This window comes from Streptomyces sp. NPDC055078, from assembly GCF_053607985.1.
Map to the genome: position 1 here is coordinate 1 of NZ_JBSGUP010000064.1, position 22,878 is coordinate 22,878.

Genomic DNA, 22,878 nt, shown 5'->3' on the forward strand with positions numbered 1-22,878 from the left:
GTCTGGCGCCGTGTTTCACGTGAAACATGGCGGGTGGACGAGCGGAGACCGTCGTTGTGTGCGGTGCCGGTTCGGTGATCGGCGGGGTGCAGCGGGTCGGCGGGTGGGCCGCTGATGAGGGGTAGCGTGATGACGGCGGTGACGAGCGTCAGCGGATTGCGCCTGTGACGATCCAGCGGCCGGAGCGGGTGCGCAGCCAGAGCGTCGCCAGCCGGACGGTCATCATCAGCGTCATGGCCCACCACAGGGCGGTCAGTCCCCCGCCGAGCGTGGGGACGAGCAGTGCGAGGGGCGCGAAGGCCGCCAGCGTGGCCAGCATCGCCCAGGCCAGATACGGCCCGTCGCCCGCTCCCATCAGTACGCCGTCGAGGACGAAGACCACCCCGGCGATCGGCTGGGAGAGCGCGACAACCAGCAGGGCGGGGAGCAGAGTGTCATGAACCGCGGAGTCGTTGCTGAACAGCGGGATGAACAGCGGGCGCAGCATCACGAGGAGCAGGCCCAGGATCACTCCGGACGCGATGCCCCACTGCACCATGCGACGGCAGGCTTGCCGAGCGCCCTCGATATCACCGGCACCGAGATAGCGGGCGATGATCGCCTGCCCGGCTATCGCTATCGCATCGAGCGCGAAGGCCATCAGATTCCACAGCGAGAGCACGATCGTGTGGGCCGCGACCTCGGTGTCGCCGAGGCGGGCCGCGACGGCGGTCGCGATCATCAGGACCGCGCGCAGGGCGAGCGTACGGACCAGGAGCGGGACACCGGCCTGTGCGCTGGCCCGGATGCCCGCCGCGTCCGGCCGCAGCGAGGCACGGTGGTGCCGCGCGCCCCGTACGACCACGATCAGATAGGCGGCAGCCATGGCGTACTGAGCGATGACAGTGCCCCAGGCCGATCCCGCGACACCGAAGCCGGCTCCGTAGACCAGCCCCGCGTTGAGGACGGCGTTGGCCGTGAAGCCGCCGATGGCGACGTACAGCGGAGTGCGGGTGTCCTGGAGGCCCCGCAGAACACCGGTGGCGGCCAGCACGATCAGCATCGCCGGAATCCCGAGGCTGGAGATGCGCAGATAGGTGATGGCGTACGGGGCGGCGGTCTCGGAGGCGCCGAAGGCGTGGACGAGCCAGGGGCCGGCGGGCAGTGCGACGGCGACCACGGCCACGCCCAGCAGGATGGCCAGCCAGATGCCGTCCACCCCTTGGCGGATGGCGGCGGCGAGATCGCCCGCTCCGACGCGGCGGGCGACGGCGGCGGTCGTGGCATAGGCAAGAAAGACGAAGACGCTCACGGCGGTCATCAGCAGGGGCGCGGCGATGCCGAGTCCGGCGAGCTGCGGGGTGCCGAGATGGCCGACGATCGCGCTGTCCACGATCACAAAGAGAGGCTCGGCGACGAGTGCGCCGAAGGCGGGAACGGCGAGTGCGATGATCTCTCGGTCATGACGGCGCCGGAGAGCCTTCGGGGTCACGGGAGCCTGTGTCATGCGCTCAATGTAATCTTCCACAGGTAAGAGATGCAATTGCCTTGTGATCCTTACTTTTACCCGCTGTGACGGCCTGGGTGTGCGTCGTTTGTTCTGATCTTGGTCCGGTTGGGAAACTTTTTCTCCCCCACAGCCAGTGGATGGAAGATTCCCAGGTCAGAGGTGTTGTCGTCGATGGTTCCGAAGTTTGTCCACAGTGCTGTCCCCCGGTCCGTGCACAGGTTCCGCGGGGTTCTCCACAGCATCTGGCCGCTCATCCACATGGCCTGTGGATAACCAGATTGGCTGACGGTGCGGACGGGCCTACCGTGGACCGTCGCTCGACGCGCCGGAAGCGGAGCCGGGCCACTCGATTTGTCAGTGCTGTGCCGTAGAAAGAGGGGGCACGGCGAGGTCCGCTGAGCGGACGGGAGGAGGTGGCCCGGTGAGCATTTCCGAGCCCTTGGACGACCCGTGGGCGGCCGACGGTGGTCCCGGCGACCGTCCGCCCGTCTCCCGTCAGCGCCGTAACGACCACCGCGGTGGCCGCGAGGATCAGCATGAGCGCGGCAGGGACACCGGGGGCTGGGACGGAAGTTCCCCCGGGTTCGAGCGGGTCCCGCCGCAGGATCTGGACGCGGAGCAGTCGGTCCTCGGCGGCATGCTGCTCTCCAAGGACGCCATCGCCGATGTCGTGGAGATCATCAAGGGCCATGACTTCTACCGGCCGGCGCACGAGACCGTCTACACAGCGATTCTCGACCTCTATGCCAAGGGCGAGCCGGCCGACCCGATCACCGTCGCCGCGGAGCTGGTCAAGCGGGGTGAGATCACCCGGGTCGGCGGGGCCCCCTATCTGCACACCCTGGTCCAGTCCGTACCGACGGCGGCCAACGCCTCGTACTACGCGGAGATCGTCCATGAGCGGGCGGTGCTGCGACGGCTGGTGGAGGCCGGGACAAAAATCACACAAATGGGGTATGCGGCGGACGGTGACGTCGACGAGATCGTCAACTCCGCCCAGGCCGAGATCTATGCCGTCACCGAGCAGCGCACCAGCGAGGACTATCTGCCGCTCGGTGAGATCATGGAGGGCGCGCTCGACGAGATCGAGGCGATCGGTTCACGCAGCGGTGAGATGACCGGAGTGCCCACCGGTTTCACGGACTTCGACTCACTGACGAACGGGCTGCACCCGGGCCAGATGATCGTCATCGCCGCCCGGCCGGCGATGGGTAAGTCCACCCTGGCCCTGGACTTCGCCCGCGCCTGCTCGATCAAGAACAACCTGCCGAGCGTGATCTTCTCGCTCGAAATGGGCCGCAATGAGATCGCGATGCGTCTGCTGTCCGCGGAGGCGCGGGTCGCGCTGCACCATATGCGCTCCGGCACGATGACGGACGAGGACTGGACCCGGCTGGCCCGCCGGATGCCCGATGTCTCCCAGGCGCCCCTGTACATCGACGACTCGCCGAACCTGTCGATGATGGAGATCCGCGCGAAGTGCCGGCGCCTGAAGCAGCGCAACGATCTGAAGCTGGTCGTCATCGACTATCTCCAGCTGATGCAGTCCGGCGGCTCCAAGCGGGCGGAGAGCCGTCAGCAGGAGGTCTCCGACATGTCCCGGAATCTCAAGCTCCTGGCCAAGGAACTCGAAGTCCCCGTGATCGCGCTCTCCCAGCTGAACCGGGGCCCCGAACAGCGCACGGACAAAAAGCCCATGGTCTCCGACCTGCGTGAATCGGGCTCGATCGAGCAGGACGCGGACATGGTGATCCTGCTGCACCGCGAGGACGCGTACGAGAAGGAGTCCCCCCGGGCGGGCGAGGCCGACCTGATCGTCGCCAAGCACCGTAACGGCCCCACCGCGACGATCACGGTGGCGTTCCAGGGGCATTACTCACGGTTTGTGGACATGGCGCAGACCTGACCGGGCGGCTTGTAGGTTCTCAGATCCCGTGTCATTTTCTCAGTCGCGATGTCATGTGACTGGCCGAACTGACACGGGATTGAGAATCGCTGGCCACTGCCGTCACTCGTTCGGGCGGCCTTGCCTCAGGTCCGGCGTGGGCGCCTCACGCGGATGCGAACGTAGCGCTCGCGGAGGAGGCTGCCGACGATCCGGGGGTGACTCATGGCGGCGGGGCTGAGCGCGGCATCGATCACCGTGAGCATGCGAAGCGCGAACGGCGGCCTGGTCGAGAATCGGGAGTGGACCGCGTCATCGATCGACGGGCTTGCGGCGGCGGCACCCTGGCGGACCTTCCGCTGGTACAGGGGCCAGCGGCATTACTCGGGCACCTACTGGTCCGCCACAGTTCGCGATCACGTCATCTACGAGTCGCGCCTCGAACTGGCGAGGCTCCTCTTCGCTGATTTCGATCCGTCCGTACGTTCCATCGTGGCCCAGCCCTTTCTGCTCAAGGCCGAGGTGGATGGGGCTATGCGCAAGCACATCCCGGACTATCTCCTGGTCACCGACGCGGGGCCCGTGGTCGTGGATGTGAAGCCACTGCACCGGCTGTCCAGGCCGGAGGTGGCCTTCACATTCGGCTGGACCCGTGAGGCGGTGGAGGTCGGCGGGTGGAAGTACGAGGTCTGGAGCGAGCCACCTGCGGCTGAGGTGGAGAACGTCCGATTCTTGTCGGGCTACCGCAGGGACTGGCTGTTCGATCGTGAGCTCGTCGACGAGCTCCGTGGCTCGACGGAGTCTCCTTGCGTCGCGCGGCGGCCAGCTTGCCCGATCGCCCGGAGGAACAAGTCCGGTCTGCGATCTATCACTTGCTGTGGACAGGAGAGTTCACGGTTGATCTCGATTGGCCGTTCAGCCCGGCGCACGTGCTGAGGAGGACGGCGTGAGCAGGGCTGGGGCGCGGGTTGGCGTCGGTACACACTTCCGCTACGACGGGGAGACCGTCGAGGTGGTCGAGATGGCCGCCACCACGGCCGGCAACGAAGTCGTCCTCAAGGACGGCCAGGGCAGGCTCCTGCGGCTGTCGTTGCGGGAACTGCTCTTCTCCGACCGGGCCACCCTCATCCCCGACGGGGCTGGACCGTCCTCGGACGATGCCGAGGAGATCGCCTCGGTGGTGCTGGGGCAGCTGGACGAGCATGACAGACGGCAGATAGCACGTTCGGGAACTTCTCACTGGATATCGGTCCGGCAGCGCTGAACTCGCGCGTGAAGGCGAGCCGCGAGATCCGTACACGCCGACGTTGTCGCTGGACGCACGTTATGCGGCGAAGGCTGCGGAACTCGGAGTCACCGATCGCACCATCCGACGGTGGGTCGCCGACTACCGCCGACACGGCGAGGCCGGCCTGGTCCAGCGGACAAGTTCCCAGGCACGGCCCTTCGGCAGGGCCGATGACCGATGGGTGGAGACCGCGCTGGAAGTCATGGTCGAGCACACCGGAGAGTCGAAGCCGTCACGCAAGATGGTCATCGACCGGACCCGGGCCCGGCTGATCGCACGGTTCGGTCCCGACGTCGTACCTCAGCCCAGCCAAGCCACGGCATACCGGGTGCAGCTGGAGCGGCGGCACCCACTGTTCCGGCTCAGCACCAAGCGGAACCGGGACATCGCCGACCGGCCGGACGGCGCTTATGGCAAGCTGCGGCCGACCAGGCCAGGCGAGTACCTGCTGATGGACTCCACGCGGTTGGACGTGTTCGCATTCGATCCGCTGACGCTGCGATGGGTCCAGTCCGAGCTCTCGATCGGCATGGATTGGTACACCCGCTGCGTCACCGGGATCCGGCTCACGCCGGTGTCGACGAAGGCAGTGGACGTCAGCGCGATGCTCTACCAGTCGTTCCGACCCCGGCCGGCGGGGAAAGACTGGCTGAGGCATGCGGTCTGGCCCGAGCATGGGATCCCCAGGACGGTGCTGGTCGACGTCGCTGCGGCCGAGGGTCCGGGGCTCGCGTCCCCGCCGCTGGTCTCCCGGAGACGCTGGTGGTCGACCACGGCAAGGTCTATGTCTCGGAGCACTTGACCAGCGTCTGCCGCCGGATGGGGATCTCGATCCAGCCCGCGCGGCTGCGGACGGGCCGGGACAAGGGCCCGGTCGAGCGGTTCTTCCGAACCCTCCGGGAGGACCTCCTGCAGGCCCTGCCCGGCTACAAGGGCGGATTCACCGGGAACTACCAGCGGGTCAAGCTCTACGTGCAGGAGGCCCGCCCAAGGATCGCGGAGGAACTGGGCATCACGCCACGGGAGCTGGCGGGGATGCACCGCAGGTTCGAGGTGATCCCGGGTGCTCAGGCTCAGGTGGACTGGGGCGATGAGGGCAAGATCCTCGCCCACCTGGGCATCCCGAAGGTCTACTCCTTCCACATGGTGCTGTCGTACTCGCGTGATCCGTTCTGCTGCTTCACCACCAGCCTGGACCTGCAGACGTTCTTCGACTGCCACCGGCGGGCATTCACGCACTTCAACGGGGTGCCGATGGTGATCGTCTACGACCGGACCAAAACGGTCGTGCGCCGTCACGTCGCCCCCGGTGAGGCGGTTCCACTGCATCCGGAGGCGGTCGGATTCGCCGGCCACTACGACTTCGACATCGATGTACTGGCCGCCTACCGGCCCCAGGGCAAGGGCCGCGTCGAACGCCAGGTACTGATCGTCCGCGACCACGTTCTCTCCGGCCGGGCCTTCTCCTCAGTCGAGGAGATGGACGCCGCGTTCGCCGCCTGGGTGCCGCAGCGGCGGGCTCAGATCCACAAGACGCACCGCGAGGTGATCGGGCACCGCGCTGCCCGCGACCACGCAGCTCTCAAGCCGCTGCCGCCAACTCCGTTTCTGGTGGCCGAGCGCCATCTGCGGCCGGTCGGCAAGGACTGCCTGGTCGCCTTCGGCGGGAACCTCTACTCGGTCCCGGCCCGCAAGGTCCGCCCCCGTCAGCTGGTGGAGATCAGGGCCACGAAGTCGCAGGTCGTGCTGCACTCCACCGTCGCCGACTCCAGCGGCGAGACGCTGCTGGCCACGCACCCACGGGCAGTGGGACGCGGGGTCCGCGTCGTCGAGGAACAGCACTGGGACGGACTGCCCACCGGCAAAGGCCGCCGGACCACCACCGGCGACATCCCGCCCCGGCCGCGTCACGAACGCCCGCTGGGCGAGGAGACCGGACCGCTGCAAGCCCTCCTCAACCGGGCTGCGGCGACCGGCATCGAGGTCGGCCGCCGACCGTTGTCGGTCTATGACGAACTGACCGGGACCCGCCCCTTCACCACCGAGCGAGCGACGAAGGAATCGTCTTGAGCGAGCTGACCGGCAACCGCATCCGCACCACGGCGACCAAGCTCGGCCTGCCCCACCTGGCGGAAACCATCAACGAGTACACCCGGAGGGCGGACGAGGCCAAAATGGGCTACCTCGACTTCCTCGACCTGGTGCTCTCCGAGGAGCTCGCCGTCCGCGAGGACCGCCGCTTCCGCCAGGGCCTGCGGCTCTCCCGGCTGCCGCACCACAAAACGCTGGATGAGTACGACTTCTCGTTCCAGCCCGAGCTCGACCCGCGCAAGGTCAAAGACCTGGCCACACTGTCCTTCGTCGAAGCGAAGGCCAATGCTGCCCTGCTCGGGCCGCCCGGCGTCGGCAAGACCCACATCGCGATCTCATTGGCGGTCGCGGCCTGCCGGGCCGGATACTCGATCTACTTCACCAGCCTCGACGACATGGTCCGGAACCTCAAGGCAGCCGAGGCGGCAGGCCGCCTGACCAGCAAACTGGGCTCCTACCTGCGGCCGAGCGTTCTCGTGGTCGACGAAGTCGGCTGTGCGCCACGAGGCGCTGATGGATCTCGCGGGATGAGAGGCCCGCCGCCGGTCCTCGCAGGGACCGGTTGAAGCTGGAGGCAGGCTGAGCCCCGGGTTGGGGGTGAGGCCGGAAGCAGCCTCGACAACGTAGGGGCGGACCGACACCACCAGACGGTTCGTGCCCGCAAGCGAAGACGGAATGGGTGCAAGGAAACTGAACCAGTGGTTGACGTCCCGTGAGTCGTCAGCGGCCTGCCGAATCTGGTGGATGGGCCGCTTTGCAGTGCTGGAGATCGCCGTAGCCGATGGCCTCTCCTCTCCCGGCGTCTTTAGCCCATGGGCGCCGGGTGGCCCGGACCAAGACTGCGATGTGCGGTCCGTGGCGATGCTGCCGGGATATAGCTGGGCACCGAAGCCGTCAAAGAGATCCTCAGTGAACGTGGGAAGCGATCTGGCATCGCCCTTCCCGTCTGGCAGCCAGCCGGGCGGCGGGCAGGCGCAATGCCCGCTGATGACGCCAGATCGTGGCGGAGTCGCCGTAGTACTCAGAGGCCAGGAAAGCTGGCCGCGCGGGGAAGGGCGACAGCGTGATAGCAGCAGGACTGCTGTCGGGGAGGAACGTTGTTGAACAACGACGCGCCGTCGCTTTGGCCGGGCAGTATGACGGCCGGGCGACGGGTACTCGATCATCAGATCAAGCTGCACCGTTGGGCAAGGAGCGAGCCGGATCGCCGGTTCGATGATGTATTCAACTTGATCTGCGATCGGGCCACGCTATTGGTGGCCTGGGAGCGGGTGTCCGGCAACCGGGGTGCCAGGACAGCAGGCGTGGATGCGGTCACCCGCTACCACGTTGAAGAGCGTCACGGAGTGATTCCGTTCCTTGAGGAGCTTCGATCCTCGCTCAAGGACGGGTCCTTCACTGCGCTGCCGGTCAAGCAGGCGGTAATCCCCAAGAAGAGCGGGAAAGTCCGTTACTTGGGAATTCCCACCTTGCGGGATCGTGTGGCGCAGATGGCGCTCAAGCTGGTACTGGAGCCGATTTTCGAGGTCGATTTCTATCCGTCCAGTTACGGATATCGGCCTGGACGTCGGGCCCAGGATGCCATCGCCGAGATTCACCATTTCACATGCAGGCCGTCGACCTACGAGTGGGTCATCGAGGGCGACATCAAGGCTTGCTTCGACAACGTCGACCATCACGTCCTGATGGACCTGGTGGCTGAGCGCATCAAGGACCGCAAGGTCCTGCGGCTGGTCAGTGCCTTTCTGCGGACCGGAGTTGTTGAGCTGCATGGTGGATTCGCGGAGACCCTCACGGGCACTCCGCAAGGAGGAGTCGCCTCTCCTCTGTTGGCCAACATTTATCTCTCGGTACTGGACCGGTATTTCTCGCGGATCTGGGATCAGGAGATGTCACCGCGCTGGCGTCGGCAGCATCGAAGCCGGACGGGACGACCGAATTACCGGCTGGTGCGATACGCCGATGACTTTATCGTGCTTGTGCACGGAGAGAAGTCCGAGGCCGAGGCACTGAAGGCGGAGATCGGTGAACTGTTGGCCCACAGGCTGAAGATGACCCTCTCGGAAGAGAAGACCCACATCACCCACATCGACGACGGCTTTGTATTTCTTGGCTTCCACATCCAGCGGAGACCCTGGGGTGACGGTCGTCGCGTCGTGCTCACCATCCCGTCCAAGCAAGCCTTGGCATCGGTGATGCACAAGATCAAGAATCTGACGGGGCGGAACACGAGTTCGCTCTCGTTGGAGGAGGTGCTACGGACGGTCAACCCGGTCCTTCGGGGCTGGGCGGCCTACTTCCGCTATGGCGCATCAAAGAGAACCTTCGCTTACCTCGGTTGGTACACGTGGTGGCGGATGCTCCGATGGATTCGCTATAAACACCCCCGGATGACCTGGAAACAGCTACGACGCCGCTTCTTCGGAGCGGACCGTATCCAAGAGGGCGGACTCGTTCTCTACAACCCGGCGAAGATGAAGGTCGAACGCTACCGCTTTCGCGGAGCACAGATCAGTACGCCTTACAACATCGACGAGGTCGATCCGGCCGGAGCACGTTTCCGCCGGACCAGCCACGACGATGTGGCTTTCGTCGGCCAGGTCAGTGAGTACCTCGCCTGATCCAGCGGATCACGTGGAGAGCCCGTTGCGGGGCTAACTCGCACGGCGGGTTCGGCGGGCGGGGATGGGAAAACCGACATCGGAAACGGTGCACGGCGTCCCGTCCCCGACCCAACACCAGCCCCTCGAACGCACCGAGGCGAACCTGGTCTTCCAGGTCATCTCAAAGCGCTACGAAAAGGGCTCCATCATCCTCACCTCGAACAAGACCTTCGGCGAATGGGGCCAGGTCTTCGGCGACGAAGTCCTCGCCACCGCGATCCTCGACCGCCTCCTGCACCACTGCGAAGTCGTCGCCATCAACGGCCCCAGCTACCGGCTGAAGAACCGTCTCAAGGCCATCGAACGCGAGACCGACGTGGCCTGACCCGGCTCCAGCCGTTCGGTGCTGGACCGAGTGAGGTCCTGGCCTGCAGGGATACGGTCACGGAAGACTCTCATCTGCAGGCAACCGCCTCTAATGTGGCACCAAGAATGCTCACCGAGCGGCCCGGAGATTCCATGCCTGTGCAGATGAAGCTGATCGCGATAAACCTCGACTGCCCCGATCCGTTGGCGCTGGCATCGTTCTATCAGCAGGCCACTGGCCTCGAATCCCACCCGAAGTCGGACGCCGACTTCGCCGGCCTCAACGGTGACGATGGACTCTTCATCGGCTTCCAACGAGTCGACGACTACCGAGCTCCGAGCTGGCCTGACCAAACCGTTCCTCAGCAACTTCATATCTGCTTCAAGGTCGAGGACCTAGACCAGGCTGAGGACCGGCTGCTGGAACTGGGTGCCGGCAAACCGCAGCAGCAGCCCAACAAGGACAGGTGGCGGGTCCTCATCGACCCAGCGGGACACCCGTTCTGCCTCGTCACATCGTGACTGCCTCGACTCAGACACCACCATCTCGAAGAGCGAGCACGCCCACCATGAGGAATGGACTGCTCTGCACGTTCATCCGTACCTAACTCTGCACATAGGCATGTACTCCGACAACACCGACCTGCTACCGCACGAGCGCTGGTCGGAGATCTGTCAGCGCACCGGCTCACCGCCTGGCCACGGCCGACGCGAGCAGATCGTCCGATGCTGGTTGTTCCAGCGCATCAGCGGTCTTCCCGCCGAAGTTGCCCAAGGATTCGGCAGCGGTGGCGAAGCAGCCTTCAGGGCTGAGGCTGCCCGCATCGCCGTCCTCCAGACCCCCTGAGCTGGCGGGCGAGCTTGACCGGGCGGCGCGCGACTTTCTGGCCTGCCACGGCATCCGCGACGAGCCAGTGACCTGGCAGCCCCCAACCGCCCTGCTCGACGGGCTGGACCTACCGGGGCCCGACCCCGCTCGGATCGACGTCTCCCGCCTGCACCGCCTCGTCCGCCAGCGCAAGAACCCGGTTCAGTACGCGGCTGAGGCCCTCGGCACCACCGTCGAGGCGATCCGGCACGTCTTGGACGAACATCCCGCCCCCGCACTTCCGCCGACGAAGTCCGCCGCCAGGGCGACGGGTCAGGTCCGTCTCAAGGCCCGCCAGGACGTGCCGAAGGAGACCTTCGTCTGTCTCTACCTGGACGAACACCAATCCCTGAACCAGATGGCCGCCCTCACTGGTTTCTCCCGCAGCGTGCTGACCGCTCTCGCGCGTGAGTATGAAGTCGCGCTCCGTGAAGGCCCGCAGGACTACCGGCGCCGCGGGACTGTCGAACGGGACTGGCTGATCGAGCAGTACGTCCACGGGCGCCGCACTCTGAGCGACCTCGCAACGGAGAAAGGAATGAGCACCGCGAACATGGCCAGATGGGCGAAGGCCCACAACATTCCCCTGCGATCACGCGGAGGCGCCAGCCATGGCCAGGCACTTCGGGCCGTCGATCAAGCCAGCCGAGCGCCACGCATCCTCCGGCCTGCACTCGGCAGCCAGGGTGGCGGCGAACGCCTGAACCGATTCGCGGCTGCATCCGCCTACCCGAGCCTCGGTGCCGCAGCGAGCGGCCTCGGCCTCAACACGTTCACCCTTGTCGCGCAGATCAACCGGATCGAACGAGAGCTCGGTGGGCCACTGCTGATCAGAGCCGAACGCGGCCGGCCCATGGCACTGACCCCCTTGGGGAGAATGGTGCTGAGGGCGGTCCGAACCCTTGAATGTGAGTAGTCTGGTGCGATGGTTGACGTGGGGGTCGGCGAGTTGCGGCGGAGCCGCGACCGGCTCGCCAAGCAGGGGGAGGCCGCCGAGCAGGCGGGAGAGAACGCGGTCAGTGGATTGCTGCTCTTCTACGCTGGTGCCCACGTTCACTCGTTTGGGGACTCCGTTGCCAGCGGGATACCGCACCGCGGGCAGCCGTTCGCGTGGTCGTCCTGGCAGACGTAGCCGATGGCACCTTCCACGCACCATTCGGCGGCCTCCTCGGACAGCAGGTCGGGCCCGGCATGGAGCAGCCGACGAAATTCCGTGGTGTCCGCAATGTCGGCCGGGCGGTTGGTGAACCACTCGTCGAACCAAGGCTCGTCCCGGTGCATGCGCCAGTGCGCATTCTCCCGGTCGTCGACAGCCGTAAGGAACCGATCGGCGATGCGCCCCCAACTCGGTGCTCCGAACCAGCCGTTGTCGAACGCGCAGAAGAATTCGATCAGGGTTCGCAGGCCGAACTCCTTCTCGCGAAGGCGGTACGTTCGACCCCAATCGATCGCGCCCTGTGCCATCTCCGCGAGCTCTTCTCGCGGATCAACCTCGTGCGCCGGGTCGTCAGGGTTGTGGCAGGCCAGCCCGAGCTCGAGCACGGACTGCCCGGTCGGTAGAATCCGAGACGGGTTGACGATCGCGAGACCGACAGCGATCCAGTTGACATGGTCGAACGACAGCATCGAGCGCACGATCCGGGTGGTTGCCGCGTTGATCCGCATCATCGTGCCGTCGTGCAGCGGACTCTTCCCGGCATGCCAGTTCTCGACGGGTGTGTTGCGCCACAGGGCGAGCGTGATGCGGGTGGCAGCGAGCCACAGCAGCGCGTCGTCGTCAAGGTGCCCGAACCGGTCGGCACACTCCTGGGCGCCGTAGCGGATCAACTCTCGCGGGTTCGGCCGCGTGTGGCTGTCAGACCCTTCAGGCACGTACTCGTAGTCGCCGGCGTACTCGTCGAGGATCTTGCTCAACTCGGCTGCGCTGTCAGCCTCGCTGTACTCGGAGCCGTCCGGCCCCTCGAGGGTGTACATGTCGTGGTCCCACGAGACATACACGTCGCCCCAGAGCACGACATCATCGCACTCGATGGCGTTATCCGTCACAACCGGCCTGATTATGATCGGCGCAGTACGCCCGTCGGTTCGCTCGCCGTCCTTCTTGGCCGCCCATGCGGTGATGACCCCGAGCGGCTTCGGAAGGAGAGGGCCGACCTTGGTGATGCTGAACGGCTCGTCGTCGTCATCGGTGTCGAACCGGCTGTTGACGAACGCGACCGCCTCGGAGGGCGTGCTGACGATGGACTGGGTACCACTCTCGTTGTCAACCACTCGCCACAACGCGCTGTTCTTCACGACGCTCTCCGATCGCGGTGAGTGCACCCGGGGCGGGTGCGATGCGCCGGGTCGCTCGGCACTGACTCCAATTATGGGCTGATCAACCCGTCCGTAGTCCCGCAGGCGCTTGTCGGCGACGACGCTCGGGACGTTTGTGTGCAACCTGCTTTTCGCGACCGCGCCGACACAGCCGAGATCACGCAAAGTGCAACGGCGTGTCCGTGCAACCTGCGCTGCACGTCAACAGGAACTGTAGGGTCTCAGGCCGCGTGGCACAGTCTCAGTCGGTGGGGGTCTGCACTGATCAGCCGAAGTGTCGACTCGCCATATCGTTGGCGGTGCTGGCGACGGCTGGACCGCGCCGGTCGGCAGACCGGCGGTCACCAACGCGATCGGTTGCTCAACTCGAACGATCAGCCCGTCCGACTACCAGAAGCACCGGCCTGCTGCCGCTTCTCCGATCCCCTCCCATCTCCTCATCAGTCGGTCCACCTCGGCGAGGGTGAAGATCGTCGCACTCCAGCGAGAGCTACTGGGGAGGTGAACCTCGACATTGAAGGACATCGTCAGCCGTATCGAGCGAGCAGTGAAGGTGTGTGAGTGGGTGGAACGGATGGTTGCCGATGCAGGTTCGTGACGCCCCGGGCCGCGTTGCAGCCTGCTGGACAGCCTGAGGAAATGACACCGATCTGAGACAGCCGCCTGCCGACACATCATGAGACTCAAGGGAAACATCCAGGTCACAGGGTCGGCGCCTGACACTGAAGTTGAGAACCTACACGGCTTGCAGGGTCGCAGATTTCGCTTCACGGTCTCAGGGCTGGCTGCATGTCAGCAGCAGACGGCAACACCGCTTCGGCATCGCTCCCCGGCCTTCTCCTGGAACTCCGGTCCGATCGAGGCCGGGGCAGCCACATCATTCTGCGGAATCAGTGCTCGTCAAGTCTCACGAGTAGAGGGCTCTACTTGCTGGATCACATCCCGGTGGAGCCGTCGATGCATTCGCGCAGGAGATCGGCGTGACCGTTGTGTCGTGCGTACTCAGCGATCATGTCCACCATGATCCTTCGCAGTGAGATCGGCTCGCCGGTCCTCTTGCGGATCCCTGTTTCATCCAGCGAAGTGGCAGCGGCCGTGATCTGCCTGGAGTGCTCGCACTCCGTCCGCCAGACGGCGAATGCTTCCTCGACGTCACCTTCCAGGCTGTCGAAGTCCTGGTTGGGGTCATCGTCAGAGTAGTAGAGCATCGGAACGTCCTCGCTGGCGAACTGGATGCGGAACCACCAGCGCTCGACGCCGGCCAGATGCCGCACCATCCCATGCAGGGACAGGCCGGAGGGCGGCACCGCCCGTTCGGACAGTTGCTCTGGGGACAGGCCGGCGCACTTGAGCTCGAAGGTTGCCCGATGCCAGTCCAGGACCGCGCGCAGGGTCTCCCTTTCGCCACCGACGGCGGGCGGGGCCGGGCGGGTGTCGTTGTTCCACCTGGGTGAATAGTGCTTGGGGACGGCTGTGCCGGTCATCGTCTGCCTTCCTGGCCGGGGATGGGCCGAGTCTGACAGGCACCACTGACATCGGGTCTGACCTGCGGGTTATTGACGGGACAGGGGCTTCACTCTTGCTCAGCGCCTCGTCTCGTACCTGGTCAGGACGACGCCGCCGGGAAGCGTCCGCGTCTCCAGCAGGTTCAGGTTCACCCAGCTGTCCAGCGCGGTGAAGAACGGCGTGCCGCCGCCCACCAGGACCGGATAGGTGGCGATCACGTACTCGTCGATCAGCCCGGCGCGCATGGCCGCCCCGGCTAGCGTTGCGCCGCCGATGTTCATTGGGCCGCCGTCCTCGGCCTTGAGCCGGGTGATCTCGGCGATCGCGTCGCCGGTGACCAGGCGGGTGTTCCAGTCGACCTTGTCGATCGTCGAGGAGAACACCACCTTCGGAGTGTCCCGCCAGTTCCGCGCGAACTCGATCTCCGCCGGGGTGGCGTTGGGCTGCTCGTCGCCGGTCGGCCAGTAGGAGCTCATCGTCTCCCACAGCTTGCGCCCGTACAGCGACAGGCCACTCGCCTGCTCGTGGTCGAGCCACCACTGGAACATCTCGTGGCTCGGCGGTCCGCTCCAGCCGATGTCGTCGCCGGCCGCGGCGATGTAGCCGTCCAGGGTCAGGTTCATGCCGTAGATCAGTTTCCGCATGGCCCAGCTTTCCGTCCGTGGGTGTCCGGCGTATAGACCAGCATGGCGCGGAAAACTCATCGGTGCGCGATCTGGGCTCGCCGGTAGTCCTTGTGCTCGGGGCTCAGCGTGGTGTACTCGGCCGACACGGGCAAGCCGCCTGATGCGGCATCAGCCGATCGGTCGATGCCGGGGGTACGACCCCTTCGGCCCGGCAGCACCGCTGCCGCGGGACCCGGTGTACCTCCTCTGCCAGCAGCCACCGGGAACCGGTCCACCACAGGGTCCGTCGGCGTTCTGCCGCTGTGCCCGTGGCCCGCACGTTGATCAGGGGCCGGGGGAGATCCCCGGCGGTGCGGGGTGCCATGGCGAAGACCTCCAGTGGGGCGGAGAGGTCGAGTCTTCGCCGCACGGAGGTCTTCGTGTCCCACCGTAATGCCCGGTGGGCCCTGATCGGGAGGTGTCTGCCGGCCCAACCTGTTCTGTCCGGCCCCGGCCCTCCCGGCTATGACTTGGCGCACCTTGCGGTCGACTCGGCGCGGTGCGCCCGATAGACCTGTTCCATGACCTCACCGTTGACAGCGCTCCTCCCCAGTACGGAGCGGGCCCTTCTGCACCGCGTTGCCACCGCCCAGTCGGAGGGGCGCGCTCCCTCGCTCGTCGCCGGAGTGGCGCGGGACGGAGACCTGGTGTGGACCGGGACCCGGCCGTCGGCCGGTCCGTCCGGGACCACCGCCGACGTCCCGGAGCCCGGGATCGACACGCAGTACCGGATCGGCTCGATCACCAAACCCTTCACGGCTGTCCTCGTCATGCGGCTGCGGGACGAGGGGCTGCTCGATCTGAACGACTCCGTGGACAAGTACCTTCCGGAGACGGGCGTGGGGGACGTGACCATCGCCCAACTGCTCGGCCACAGCGCCGGACTGAGCGCCGAGACCACGGCTCCCTGGTGGGAGCGGGTGCCGGGCTCGCAGCGGCCGAAGCTGGCCGATGTCCTCGGCGAACATTCGCGGACGCATCCCGTCGGCCGCCGCTTCCACTACTCCAACCCCGGCTATGCCCTCCTGGGCTCGCTCATCGAGGCGGTACGCGGGGTCTCCTGGGCGGATGCCGTACGGCGCGAGATCCTTGAACCTCTCGCCCTGGATCGTACGAGCGTCCAGCCGCAGGCTCCCTGCGCCGAGGGGTGGGCGGTCCACCCCTGGGCCGATGTGCTGCTGCCCGAACCTCCGGAGGATCTCGGGCTGATGGCTTCGGCCGGACAGCTCTGGTCCACCCCCGCCGACCTCTGCCGTTTCGCGCACCTCCTCGCCGAGGGCGACGACCGGGTGCTGAGCGCGTCATCCGTACGGGAGATGAGGACCCCCGCGGTGCCCGCCGAGAGTGGTGAATGGGACAGCATGTACGGCCTGGGCGTCCAGGTCGTACGCAAGGACGGCCGTACGCTCGTCGGCCACGCCGGCTCGCTGCCCGGCTTTGTCGCCGGACTCTGGGTGAGTGTGGACAACGGGGTCGCCGCCGCCGTCCTCGCCAATGCCACTTCAGGGCCGCCCGTCGCCACTGTCGCCGCCGATCTGGTACGGATCGTGGTCGACGCCGAGCCGCGGATCCCGGAGCCCTGGCGGCCGTTGGCGGACGTCGAGCCGGAGCTGCTGGCGCTCACCGGGTCCTGGTACTGGGGGACGGCCGCGTACGGGCTGCGGCTCCTCCCGGACCGGGGGCTGGAGCTCCAGCCGCTGTGGGGCCAGGGCCGTGGGGCGCGCTTCACCGCGCGGGCGGACGGGACCTGGGTCGGCCTGGACGGTTACTACGCGGGGGAGACCCTGCGTCTGGTGCGCCGGGAGGATGGCTCGGTCCGGCATCTCGATCTGGGGTCGTTCGTGTTCACCCGGGAGCCCTATGAGCCGGACGCCGGTGTGCCCGGTGGTGTCGACGCCGAGGGGTGGCGCGGACTTCGGCCCTGAAACGGCCGTCTCGCGGGATGCTTTGAGCGGGGTCGTGACCGAGAGACTGGATGCCCACGGAGCGTGTTTCACGTGAAACGGCTGCGATGTTTCACGTGAAACATCGCAGCGTGCGTCCCGGTGGGTGCGATGTCGCCCGTGACCCTCGTTGCCCTGCGGGGCGCGGCCTCGTGCCTCGCCCACCCGGTCGGCAGGCCGTGCGGCGATCCTCGGGCTACACGGGGGTCCGCAGTCCCTCGACGGTTCTGACCAGGGGAGCGAGGGCCGGGTTCCGGGCAGCCTCGTCGAACGCCTCGCGCAGCGCCACATCATTGGTCGGGCGGGCCTCGGCCAGGAGGGCGAGGCCGGTCTCGGTCACATCGGTGTAGATGCCGCGGCGATCGGTGTCGCACAGATAGCGCCTGAGCAGACCGCGGTCCTCAAGCCGGGTCACCAGACGGGTCGTGGCGCTCTGGCTGAGGACGATGGCCTCGGCGACCTGCTTCATCTGGAGGTGGCCGCCGGGGCCGCTGTGCTGTCGGCTGAGGACGTCCAGAAGGGAGAACTCGCGCACGCTGAGACCGTGGCCGCCTTCCAGAGCGCGTTCGACATGGGACTCGATTTTCCCGTGGAGCAGGGAGAGGGCGCACCAGCTCTGCGAGAGTGCGGTGAGCGCGGGGTCGGTCGCGGTCATCTGTTCTCCTGCGGGGTGTCCGGTGAGGTACTCCCAGAGTAGACGACGTGCGCAATAATCCGCGTATGCAATCATCTCGGCCGCAACCGTGCGCTGCCGCACCGGCAGCGGGTGGGCGGCCTTCCTGGGGGGCCGTCGGGCAGCCTCCGGGTCGGTGATCAGCAGACCGCCAGCGACAGTGGAGCGAAGCGTCGGCGCCAGTCGCCGGGCAGGTTGTCGACGGCGTACGTCATCACCGTGTTGAAGGCGGCCGTCTTCAGGCCATGCTCCTTCAGCCAGCGGAGCAACTCCTCGTGCCGGATGTCGATGTCCGTCCGCAGGGGCCGGTCCGTGGCCGCTCCCAGCGAGGCGATCAGGGCCTTCGCCGTCGCGGTGCCATGGGCGATCAGCGGGCCGATGACATGGGTACCCATGCTCGGCCAGGCCGCCGCGTACCCGGTCAGTACGCCGTTCTCCTCCGCCACCCGGAGGTGATCGGCGAAGGCCGGCAGGCGCGCGATCATATGGGTGCGGTCCAGGCCGAAGACCTCGGTGTCCAGCCGTACGATCGCGGAGAGGTCCTCGGCGGTCGCCGGGCGGATGGCCACGCTTGTCGCGGCGGTCAGCGCCGGGGCAGTCAGCCGGCCGTGGATCATCTCGGCACGTCCCACGGCGGAGAAGCCCAATTCCTCGTAGAGGGGCTGACCGTACGGCGTGGCATAGAGGGTGAGGGGAGTACTCCCGGCCTCCTCGATGACATGCCGCATCATGCGGCGGCCGATGCCCTGGCGGGCGTACTCCTTCGCGACGAGCATCATGCCGATGGCGGAGAGCCGAGGGCCGTACGACGTGAGGACACAGGACGACACCAGCCCCTTGCCCGACGGATCGTCGATGCCGTATCCCGTCCCTGCCGTGAGCAGCAGGCTCCATCTGTTCTCCTCGCGTGCCCATCCCCGGTTCTCGGCGAGATCGGCACAGGCAAGGAGATCGTCCAAGGTGAGACGGCGGATGAACAGCTCAGGGAGCGGTGTCGGCATAAGGATCAGGCTCGCTGACGCAGTGATCGCTCGTCCAGTGCTTTCCCGGAAGTGGCGGCCCTGCGCAGCCGTCGGCCGCGGCGGGTGAGACCCCAGGGCTTCAGCACCGAGACGACGGTCATGAAGAGATAGGCGCTGAAGGAGACGATGGGCCCCATCACCAGATCGGTCGGGTCGGCCAGCGGCGCACCCGAGGACACCGTCTCGACCGCCCCGTCGACTCCCGGCCGCAGCGCGAAGACCGTGGCGGTGATGGTGGCCACGGTGATCAGGAACTTGGTGAGGACCCAGCGGTGCCGGGCGAGCCCCCAGTGGGTGCCGAGGGACAGAACGAGACCGCTGAGCAGGGTCAGCAGAGCGAGGGGCAGCACCAGCCAGTCGGTGAAGACCTTCATCGACCGCGCCGCTGCTTCCGTCGTTGTAGCGGACCCGGTGCTGATCGCGGTGGTGGCCAGTGCGAGCAGGCCGAGTGTGAGCCCGAGCCAGCCGGCGGCAGCGGCGACATGGATGACAAGGAAGGTCCGGCGAGCCGGACGCCTGAGTGGTTTCACGTGAAACACCGTGCCGCGAGGGGATGCTCCGCCGCGTCTGACCGTGGGAGTAACTGCCGCTACTAGCCTCGGCGTACAGGCCCAGGGGCGTCCGGGCGACGGAGCTTAACCGGAAGCGATGCGGATATCCGGGCTTTCCGCTCTTTGCGTCACCGTGACGACGATGCCTGAAATGCTGCGACGACGGGCGCCGCGGGCCATGTCGTACTCCGGGCCCACTTGTCACCATTCAACCCATGCTCATGGTGCAGGTGAGTGGCGGCGAACCCTGGGCAGAAGCGGTGAAGTGCGCCGCTCCGAGCAGGTGGATGGGCGGGGACGGACCGAGAGATGTTCGAGGCGAGGCAACCCATGGACGCTCCGACGACCGAGTCGGCCGACGGCGGAACTCCAGACGACAACGGCAGTGGCGGACAGACTCCCACCAGCCGGCAACCGGACCAGGGCGACACCGGTGGGGCGCCCTGGCCGCGTGAGGCGACCCGGCCCCCGGGGACCCCGACCCGGCTCCATCTCGTCGGCCGCTCCCCTGCGGCTCCGGCCGCTCCCGCCCCCAGTTCTCCCGCCACGAGCCCCGCCACGAGCCCCGCCACGAGCCCCGCCACGAGGCCCGCCACGAGGCCCTCCGCGTCGGCCGCCCCTGCCGATCCGACGGAACGCACCAGGGGAGGTACCAGAGGAGGCACCGACGCGCCGGGAGGCCGACCGGCCCGGGCCGCGGACGGTTCCCCCGACGCCGTCCTCGTTCGCCGCACCCTGGCGGAGATCACTCCCATCGCGGACAAGGTCACCTCGTACTTCTACGCGCTGCTCTTCATCCGCCACCCCGAACTGCGCTCCCTCTTCCCCGCCGCCATGGACACCCAGCGCGACCGGCTCCTCAAGGCGCTGCTCACCGCCGCCGAGCACATGGACAATCCGGCCGTACTCACCGGTTATCTCCAGCATCTGGGCCGGGGCCACCGCAAGTACGGCACCCAGGCCGCGCACTATCCGGCGGTCGGGGACGCCCTGCTCGGGGCACTGACCCGATACGCCACGGCGACCTGGGACGACGAGACACGGGCCGCTTGGGAGCGCACCTATACGAGGATCTCCCAGATCATGATCGACGCAGCCGCCGAGGACGAGCACCACGCCCCCGCCTGGTGGCTGGCCGAGGTGGTCGCCCATGACCTGAGAACACCCGAGGTCGCGATCGTCACCGTACGCCCCGAACAGCCTTATCCCTTTGTGGCCGGGCAGTACACCACGCTGGAGACCTCTTGGTGGCCGCGGGTCTGGCGGCACTACTCCTTCGCCGGGGCACCGCGCCGGGACGGACTGCTCTCGTTCCATGTGAAGGCGGTCCCGGCGGGCTGGGTCTCCAACGCCCTGGTCCGCCGCGCCCGCCCCGGCGATGTGCTGCGCCTGGGGCCTCCCGCCGGGTCGATGACGGTCGACCACAGCACCGACAACGGACTGCTGTGTCTGGGCGGTGGCACCGGCATAGCGCCCATCAAGGCACTGGTCGAGGATGTCGCCGAACACGGCACCCGGCGGCCGGTGGAGGTGTTCTACGGGGCACGCACCGACCTCGGCCTCTACGACATCGACACCATGCTGCGGCTCCAGGCGATACATCCCTGGCTGTCGGTCCGGCCCGTCGTGGACGACCGGGCGCACTTCCCGGACGCCGTGCGGGAGTTCGGCCCCTGGCGCGAGTACGACGCCTATCTCTCCGGCCCGCCCGGCATGATCCGCAGCGGTGTCCACGCGCTGCGCGGCCTCGGCATCCCCCGCGACCGGATCCGCCACGACTCCCTCGAAGACCTGGTGGCGACGGGAAGCTGAGCGCCCGCACCTGCCGGAGACAGCGGACTCGGCGACCGGGGGACGGGGATCGGTCCGCGCCGGGGACCTTGGGGTACTTGGGGTACGCAGGGAACGGGAGCGCGAGGACGCCCAGGCCCGGGCCCTCGGGCGCACCAGGGGGCGGGCCGGGACCCTCGGGCGCACCGGGGACGGGCCGGGACCCGGAGCCCGGTGGTCAGCCCAGGTCGGGGGCGTGCATCGCCCGTACGCCCTCGATATTGCCGTCCAGGTAGTGCCGCAGGGACAGGGGCACCAGATGGACCGCGGCGATTCCGATACGGCTGAAGGGCACCCGTACGATCTCGTACTCCCCGCAGGGCTCGTCGATCTCCGGTCCGTGCCGCAGCGACGGGTCCATGGATTCGAGCCGGCAGACGAAGAAATGCTGCACCTTCACGCCGGTCACCCCGCCGTCCGCGATGTGCTCGACGGTGTCGACGAAGCAGGGCACGACATCGGTGATCTTGGCGCCGAGTTCCTCGTCCATCTCCCGGTGAAGGGCGTCGACCACGGTGGCGTCCTCGGGCTCGACCCCGCCGCCGGGCGTCAGCCAGTAGGGATCCACGCCTGGCTTGGTGCGCTTGATCAGGATCAGCTGGTCGCCGTCGAGCAGGATGGCCCGTGCCGTGCGCTTGACCACAGGACGTTCGGTCATGTCTGGAAAATGGCCCGTGGCGCCCGTTCTGAAACTCCTGACGGCCGTGAGGTCACCAGTCGACAGCGGCGCGCAGGAGCCATTCGTGCGCCCGCGCGATATGCGGGAGGGAGAGGGTGCCGGTGCGTACAACGAGGAAATAGGTGCGCAGAGGGGGTACGGGAGGGTCCAGGAGCGCCACCAGCCGGCCCCGCTCCAGGGCCTCATCGCACAGATAGCGCGGCAGAACGGCGAGCCCGGCCCCCGAGGCCGCAGTCTCCAGGACGGCCCGCAGATCGGGGGCGATGACGGTGCCCGCGGCGGCGGGGCGGGAGTCGAAGACGGACGCCCAGTACCGCGACACCAGCGGCAGGGACTCATGCACCTCCACCACGGGCAGCTGCTCCAGCACCACCTGGCCGCCGCGCAGCACATCGGGCCCCAGCCGGGCGGCCCAGCGCGGGGACGCGACCAGCACATGCTCTTCGTCGCAGAGCGGAGTCGACGTCAGCAGTCCGCCGCGCGGACGTACCGTGGTGATGGCCAGATCATGATGCCCGGCGGCCAGTCCTTCGAGGGTTTCCTCGGCGTTCCCGAACGAGGCCCGCAGCGCCAGCCCCTGCGAGATCAGCGGGGTGAGCGCCGGCAGGGCCCGCAGCGAGGTGAACTCGGGAAGACCGGCGAGATGCAGGGTCCGTACGCCCGACTCATCGTCCAGTCCGGCCTCGGCGATCTCGACCAGGGCGTCCAGATGCGGTGCCGCGCGGTGGGCGAGTTCATCGCCGATGGTGGTCGGTGTGACGCCACGGGCCTGGCGCAGGAAGAGCGGGCGGCCCAGCTGCCGTTCCAGGGTGCGTATCTGCCCGGTGACCGCGGGCTGCGACAGCCCGAGCAGCGCGGCGGCCCGGGTGAAGGAGCCGGCCCGGTGCACCGTAACGAATGTGCGCAGCAGGGCCAGATCCATGCCGAGCCCCTTCCGACCGACGATGCCCGCGGACCGGACAGTGGACCGACAACTATAAATAAGTCGATAGGTCGCTGTCGTTACTGTGATTGGACACTGACGCAGAGTCAACTAGCCTGGTTCGGGCGGTTCTTCGGGGGTGAACCGGGGCGGCCCGAGCCATGAGGGGGGAGGCTCGGGC

The 22,878-nt window shown here is 67.3% G+C and carries 19 protein-coding genes and 2 pseudogenes; 12 read left to right on the forward strand and 9 right to left on the reverse strand.

The genetic code is table 11. The annotated features are described in order from the left end of the window. Positions 1-148: 148 nt before the first annotated feature. Positions 149-1,486, reverse strand: coding sequence for an MATE family efflux transporter (locus tag ACWF94_RS08515; protein ID WP_453485988.1), 1,338 nt, complete (start codon positions 1,484-1,486; stop codon positions 149-151). 442 nt (positions 1,487-1,928) lie between these two features. Between ACWF94_RS08515 and dnaB the strand changes: the two genes are divergently transcribed. From dnaB to ACWF94_RS08565, 10 genes and pseudogenes are all read left to right on the forward strand, one after another. Beyond that, entirely contained in the window at positions 1,929-3,395 is a 1,467-nt protein-coding gene (gene dnaB, locus ACWF94_RS08520) for a replicative DNA helicase (protein WP_453486017.1), read from the forward strand. Between the two features lie 204 nt (positions 3,396-3,599). Beyond that, positions 3,600-4,310 (forward strand): TnsA-like heteromeric transposase endonuclease subunit, encoded by a 711-nt coding sequence (locus ACWF94_RS08525; RefSeq protein WP_453485990.1) that lies wholly within the window; start codon positions 3,600-3,602, stop codon positions 4,308-4,310. Between the two features lie 10 nt (positions 4,311-4,320). Beyond that, positions 4,321-4,638 carry a hypothetical protein gene (locus tag ACWF94_RS08530; protein ID WP_453485992.1) on the forward strand — a complete coding sequence of 106 codons (318 nt, stop codon included), beginning with the start codon at positions 4,321-4,323 and terminating at the stop codon, positions 4,636-4,638. 43 nt (positions 4,639-4,681) lie between these two features. Further along, positions 4,682-5,464: a helix-turn-helix domain-containing protein gene (locus tag ACWF94_RS08535; protein WP_453485994.1), complete on the forward strand. Its 783-nt coding sequence runs from the start codon at positions 4,682-4,684 to the stop codon at positions 5,462-5,464. Beyond that, positions 5,425-6,732, forward strand: a complete 1,308-nt coding sequence (istA, locus tag ACWF94_RS08540) for an IS21 family transposase (RefSeq protein WP_453485996.1) — start codon at positions 5,425-5,427, stop codon at positions 6,730-6,732. Before ACWF94_RS08535 ends, istA begins: the two co-directional genes overlap by 40 nt. Beyond that, a pseudogene (locus ACWF94_RS08545) lies at positions 6,729-7,256 on the forward strand (ATP-binding protein); the annotation flags it as partial. The gene istA and the pseudogene ACWF94_RS08545, both read left to right, overlap by 4 nt. A gap of 597 nt (positions 7,257-7,853) precedes the next feature. Beyond that, the gene (gene ltrA / locus ACWF94_RS08550) at positions 7,854-9,374 is read left to right on the forward strand and encodes a group II intron reverse transcriptase/maturase (protein WP_453485998.1); all 1,521 of its coding nucleotides are present in this window, start codon (positions 7,854-7,856) and stop codon (positions 9,372-9,374) included. 115 nt (positions 9,375-9,489) lie between these two features. After that, positions 9,490-9,741: pseudogene (locus tag ACWF94_RS08555) on the forward strand (ATP-binding protein); the annotation flags it as partial. Positions 9,742-9,875: 134 nt separating this feature from the next. Next, the gene (locus tag ACWF94_RS08560) at positions 9,876-10,244 is read left to right on the forward strand and encodes a VOC family protein (protein WP_453486019.1); all 369 of its coding nucleotides are present in this window, start codon (positions 9,876-9,878) and stop codon (positions 10,242-10,244) included. Positions 10,245-10,510: 266 nt separating this feature from the next. Continuing rightward, positions 10,511-11,506 (forward strand): LysR family transcriptional regulator, encoded by a 996-nt coding sequence (locus tag ACWF94_RS08565; protein ID WP_453486000.1) that lies wholly within the window; start codon positions 10,511-10,513, stop codon positions 11,504-11,506. A 137-nt stretch (positions 11,507-11,643) separates the two neighbouring features. Here ACWF94_RS08565 and ACWF94_RS08570 read toward each other — a convergent pair whose 3' ends face one another. The 3 genes from ACWF94_RS08570 to ACWF94_RS08580 form a co-directional block, all read right to left on the reverse strand. Continuing rightward, positions 11,644-12,885: a hypothetical protein gene (locus ACWF94_RS08570; protein WP_453486002.1), complete on the reverse strand. Its 1,242-nt coding sequence runs from the start codon at positions 12,883-12,885 to the stop codon at positions 11,644-11,646. 956 nt (positions 12,886-13,841) lie between these two features. Continuing rightward, positions 13,842-14,390 (reverse strand): DinB family protein, encoded by a 549-nt coding sequence (locus ACWF94_RS08575; protein WP_453486003.1) that lies wholly within the window; start codon positions 14,388-14,390, stop codon positions 13,842-13,844. A gap of 99 nt (positions 14,391-14,489) precedes the next feature. After that, a complete protein-coding gene (locus tag ACWF94_RS08580; protein WP_453486005.1) occupies positions 14,490-15,056 on the reverse strand; it encodes a dihydrofolate reductase family protein in 567 nt (188 codons plus the stop codon). A gap of 542 nt (positions 15,057-15,598) precedes the next feature. On the opposite strand from ACWF94_RS08580, the gene ACWF94_RS08585 reads away from it, so the two are divergent. After that, positions 15,599-17,002 carry a serine hydrolase domain-containing protein gene (locus ACWF94_RS08585; RefSeq protein WP_453486007.1) on the forward strand — a complete coding sequence of 468 codons (1,404 nt, stop codon included), beginning with the start codon at positions 15,599-15,601 and terminating at the stop codon, positions 17,000-17,002. Between the two features lie 214 nt (positions 17,003-17,216). Here the strand turns inward: ACWF94_RS08585 and ACWF94_RS08590 are convergent, their stop codons facing one another. From ACWF94_RS08590 to ACWF94_RS08600, 3 genes are all read right to left on the reverse strand, one after another. Beyond that, positions 17,217-17,675 (reverse strand): MarR family winged helix-turn-helix transcriptional regulator, encoded by a 459-nt coding sequence (locus ACWF94_RS08590; RefSeq protein WP_453486009.1) that lies wholly within the window; start codon positions 17,673-17,675, stop codon positions 17,217-17,219. A gap of 158 nt (positions 17,676-17,833) precedes the next feature. Beyond that, entirely contained in the window at positions 17,834-18,694 is an 861-nt protein-coding gene (locus tag ACWF94_RS08595) for a GNAT family N-acetyltransferase (protein ID WP_453486010.1), read from the reverse strand. Between the two features lie 5 nt (positions 18,695-18,699). Continuing rightward, positions 18,700-19,245: a DUF2269 domain-containing protein gene (locus ACWF94_RS08600; protein WP_453486012.1), complete on the reverse strand. Its 546-nt coding sequence runs from the start codon at positions 19,243-19,245 to the stop codon at positions 18,700-18,702. Positions 19,246-19,596: 351 nt separating this feature from the next. Between ACWF94_RS08600 and ACWF94_RS08605 the strand changes: the two genes are divergently transcribed. Beyond that, positions 19,597-21,078, forward strand: a complete 1,482-nt coding sequence (locus tag ACWF94_RS08605; RefSeq protein WP_453486013.1) for a globin domain-containing protein — start codon at positions 19,597-19,599, stop codon at positions 21,076-21,078. A gap of 196 nt (positions 21,079-21,274) precedes the next feature. Here the strand turns inward: ACWF94_RS08605 and ACWF94_RS08610 are convergent, their stop codons facing one another. Both ACWF94_RS08610 and ACWF94_RS08615 read right to left on the reverse strand, forming a co-directional pair. Continuing rightward, a complete protein-coding gene (locus ACWF94_RS08610; protein ID WP_453486015.1) occupies positions 21,275-21,754 on the reverse strand; it encodes an NUDIX domain-containing protein in 480 nt (159 codons plus the stop codon). A 52-nt stretch (positions 21,755-21,806) separates the two neighbouring features. Beyond that, a complete protein-coding gene (locus ACWF94_RS08615) occupies positions 21,807-22,697 on the reverse strand; it encodes a LysR family transcriptional regulator (protein ID WP_453486016.1) in 891 nt (296 codons plus the stop codon). Positions 22,698-22,878: the final 181 nt, after the last annotated feature.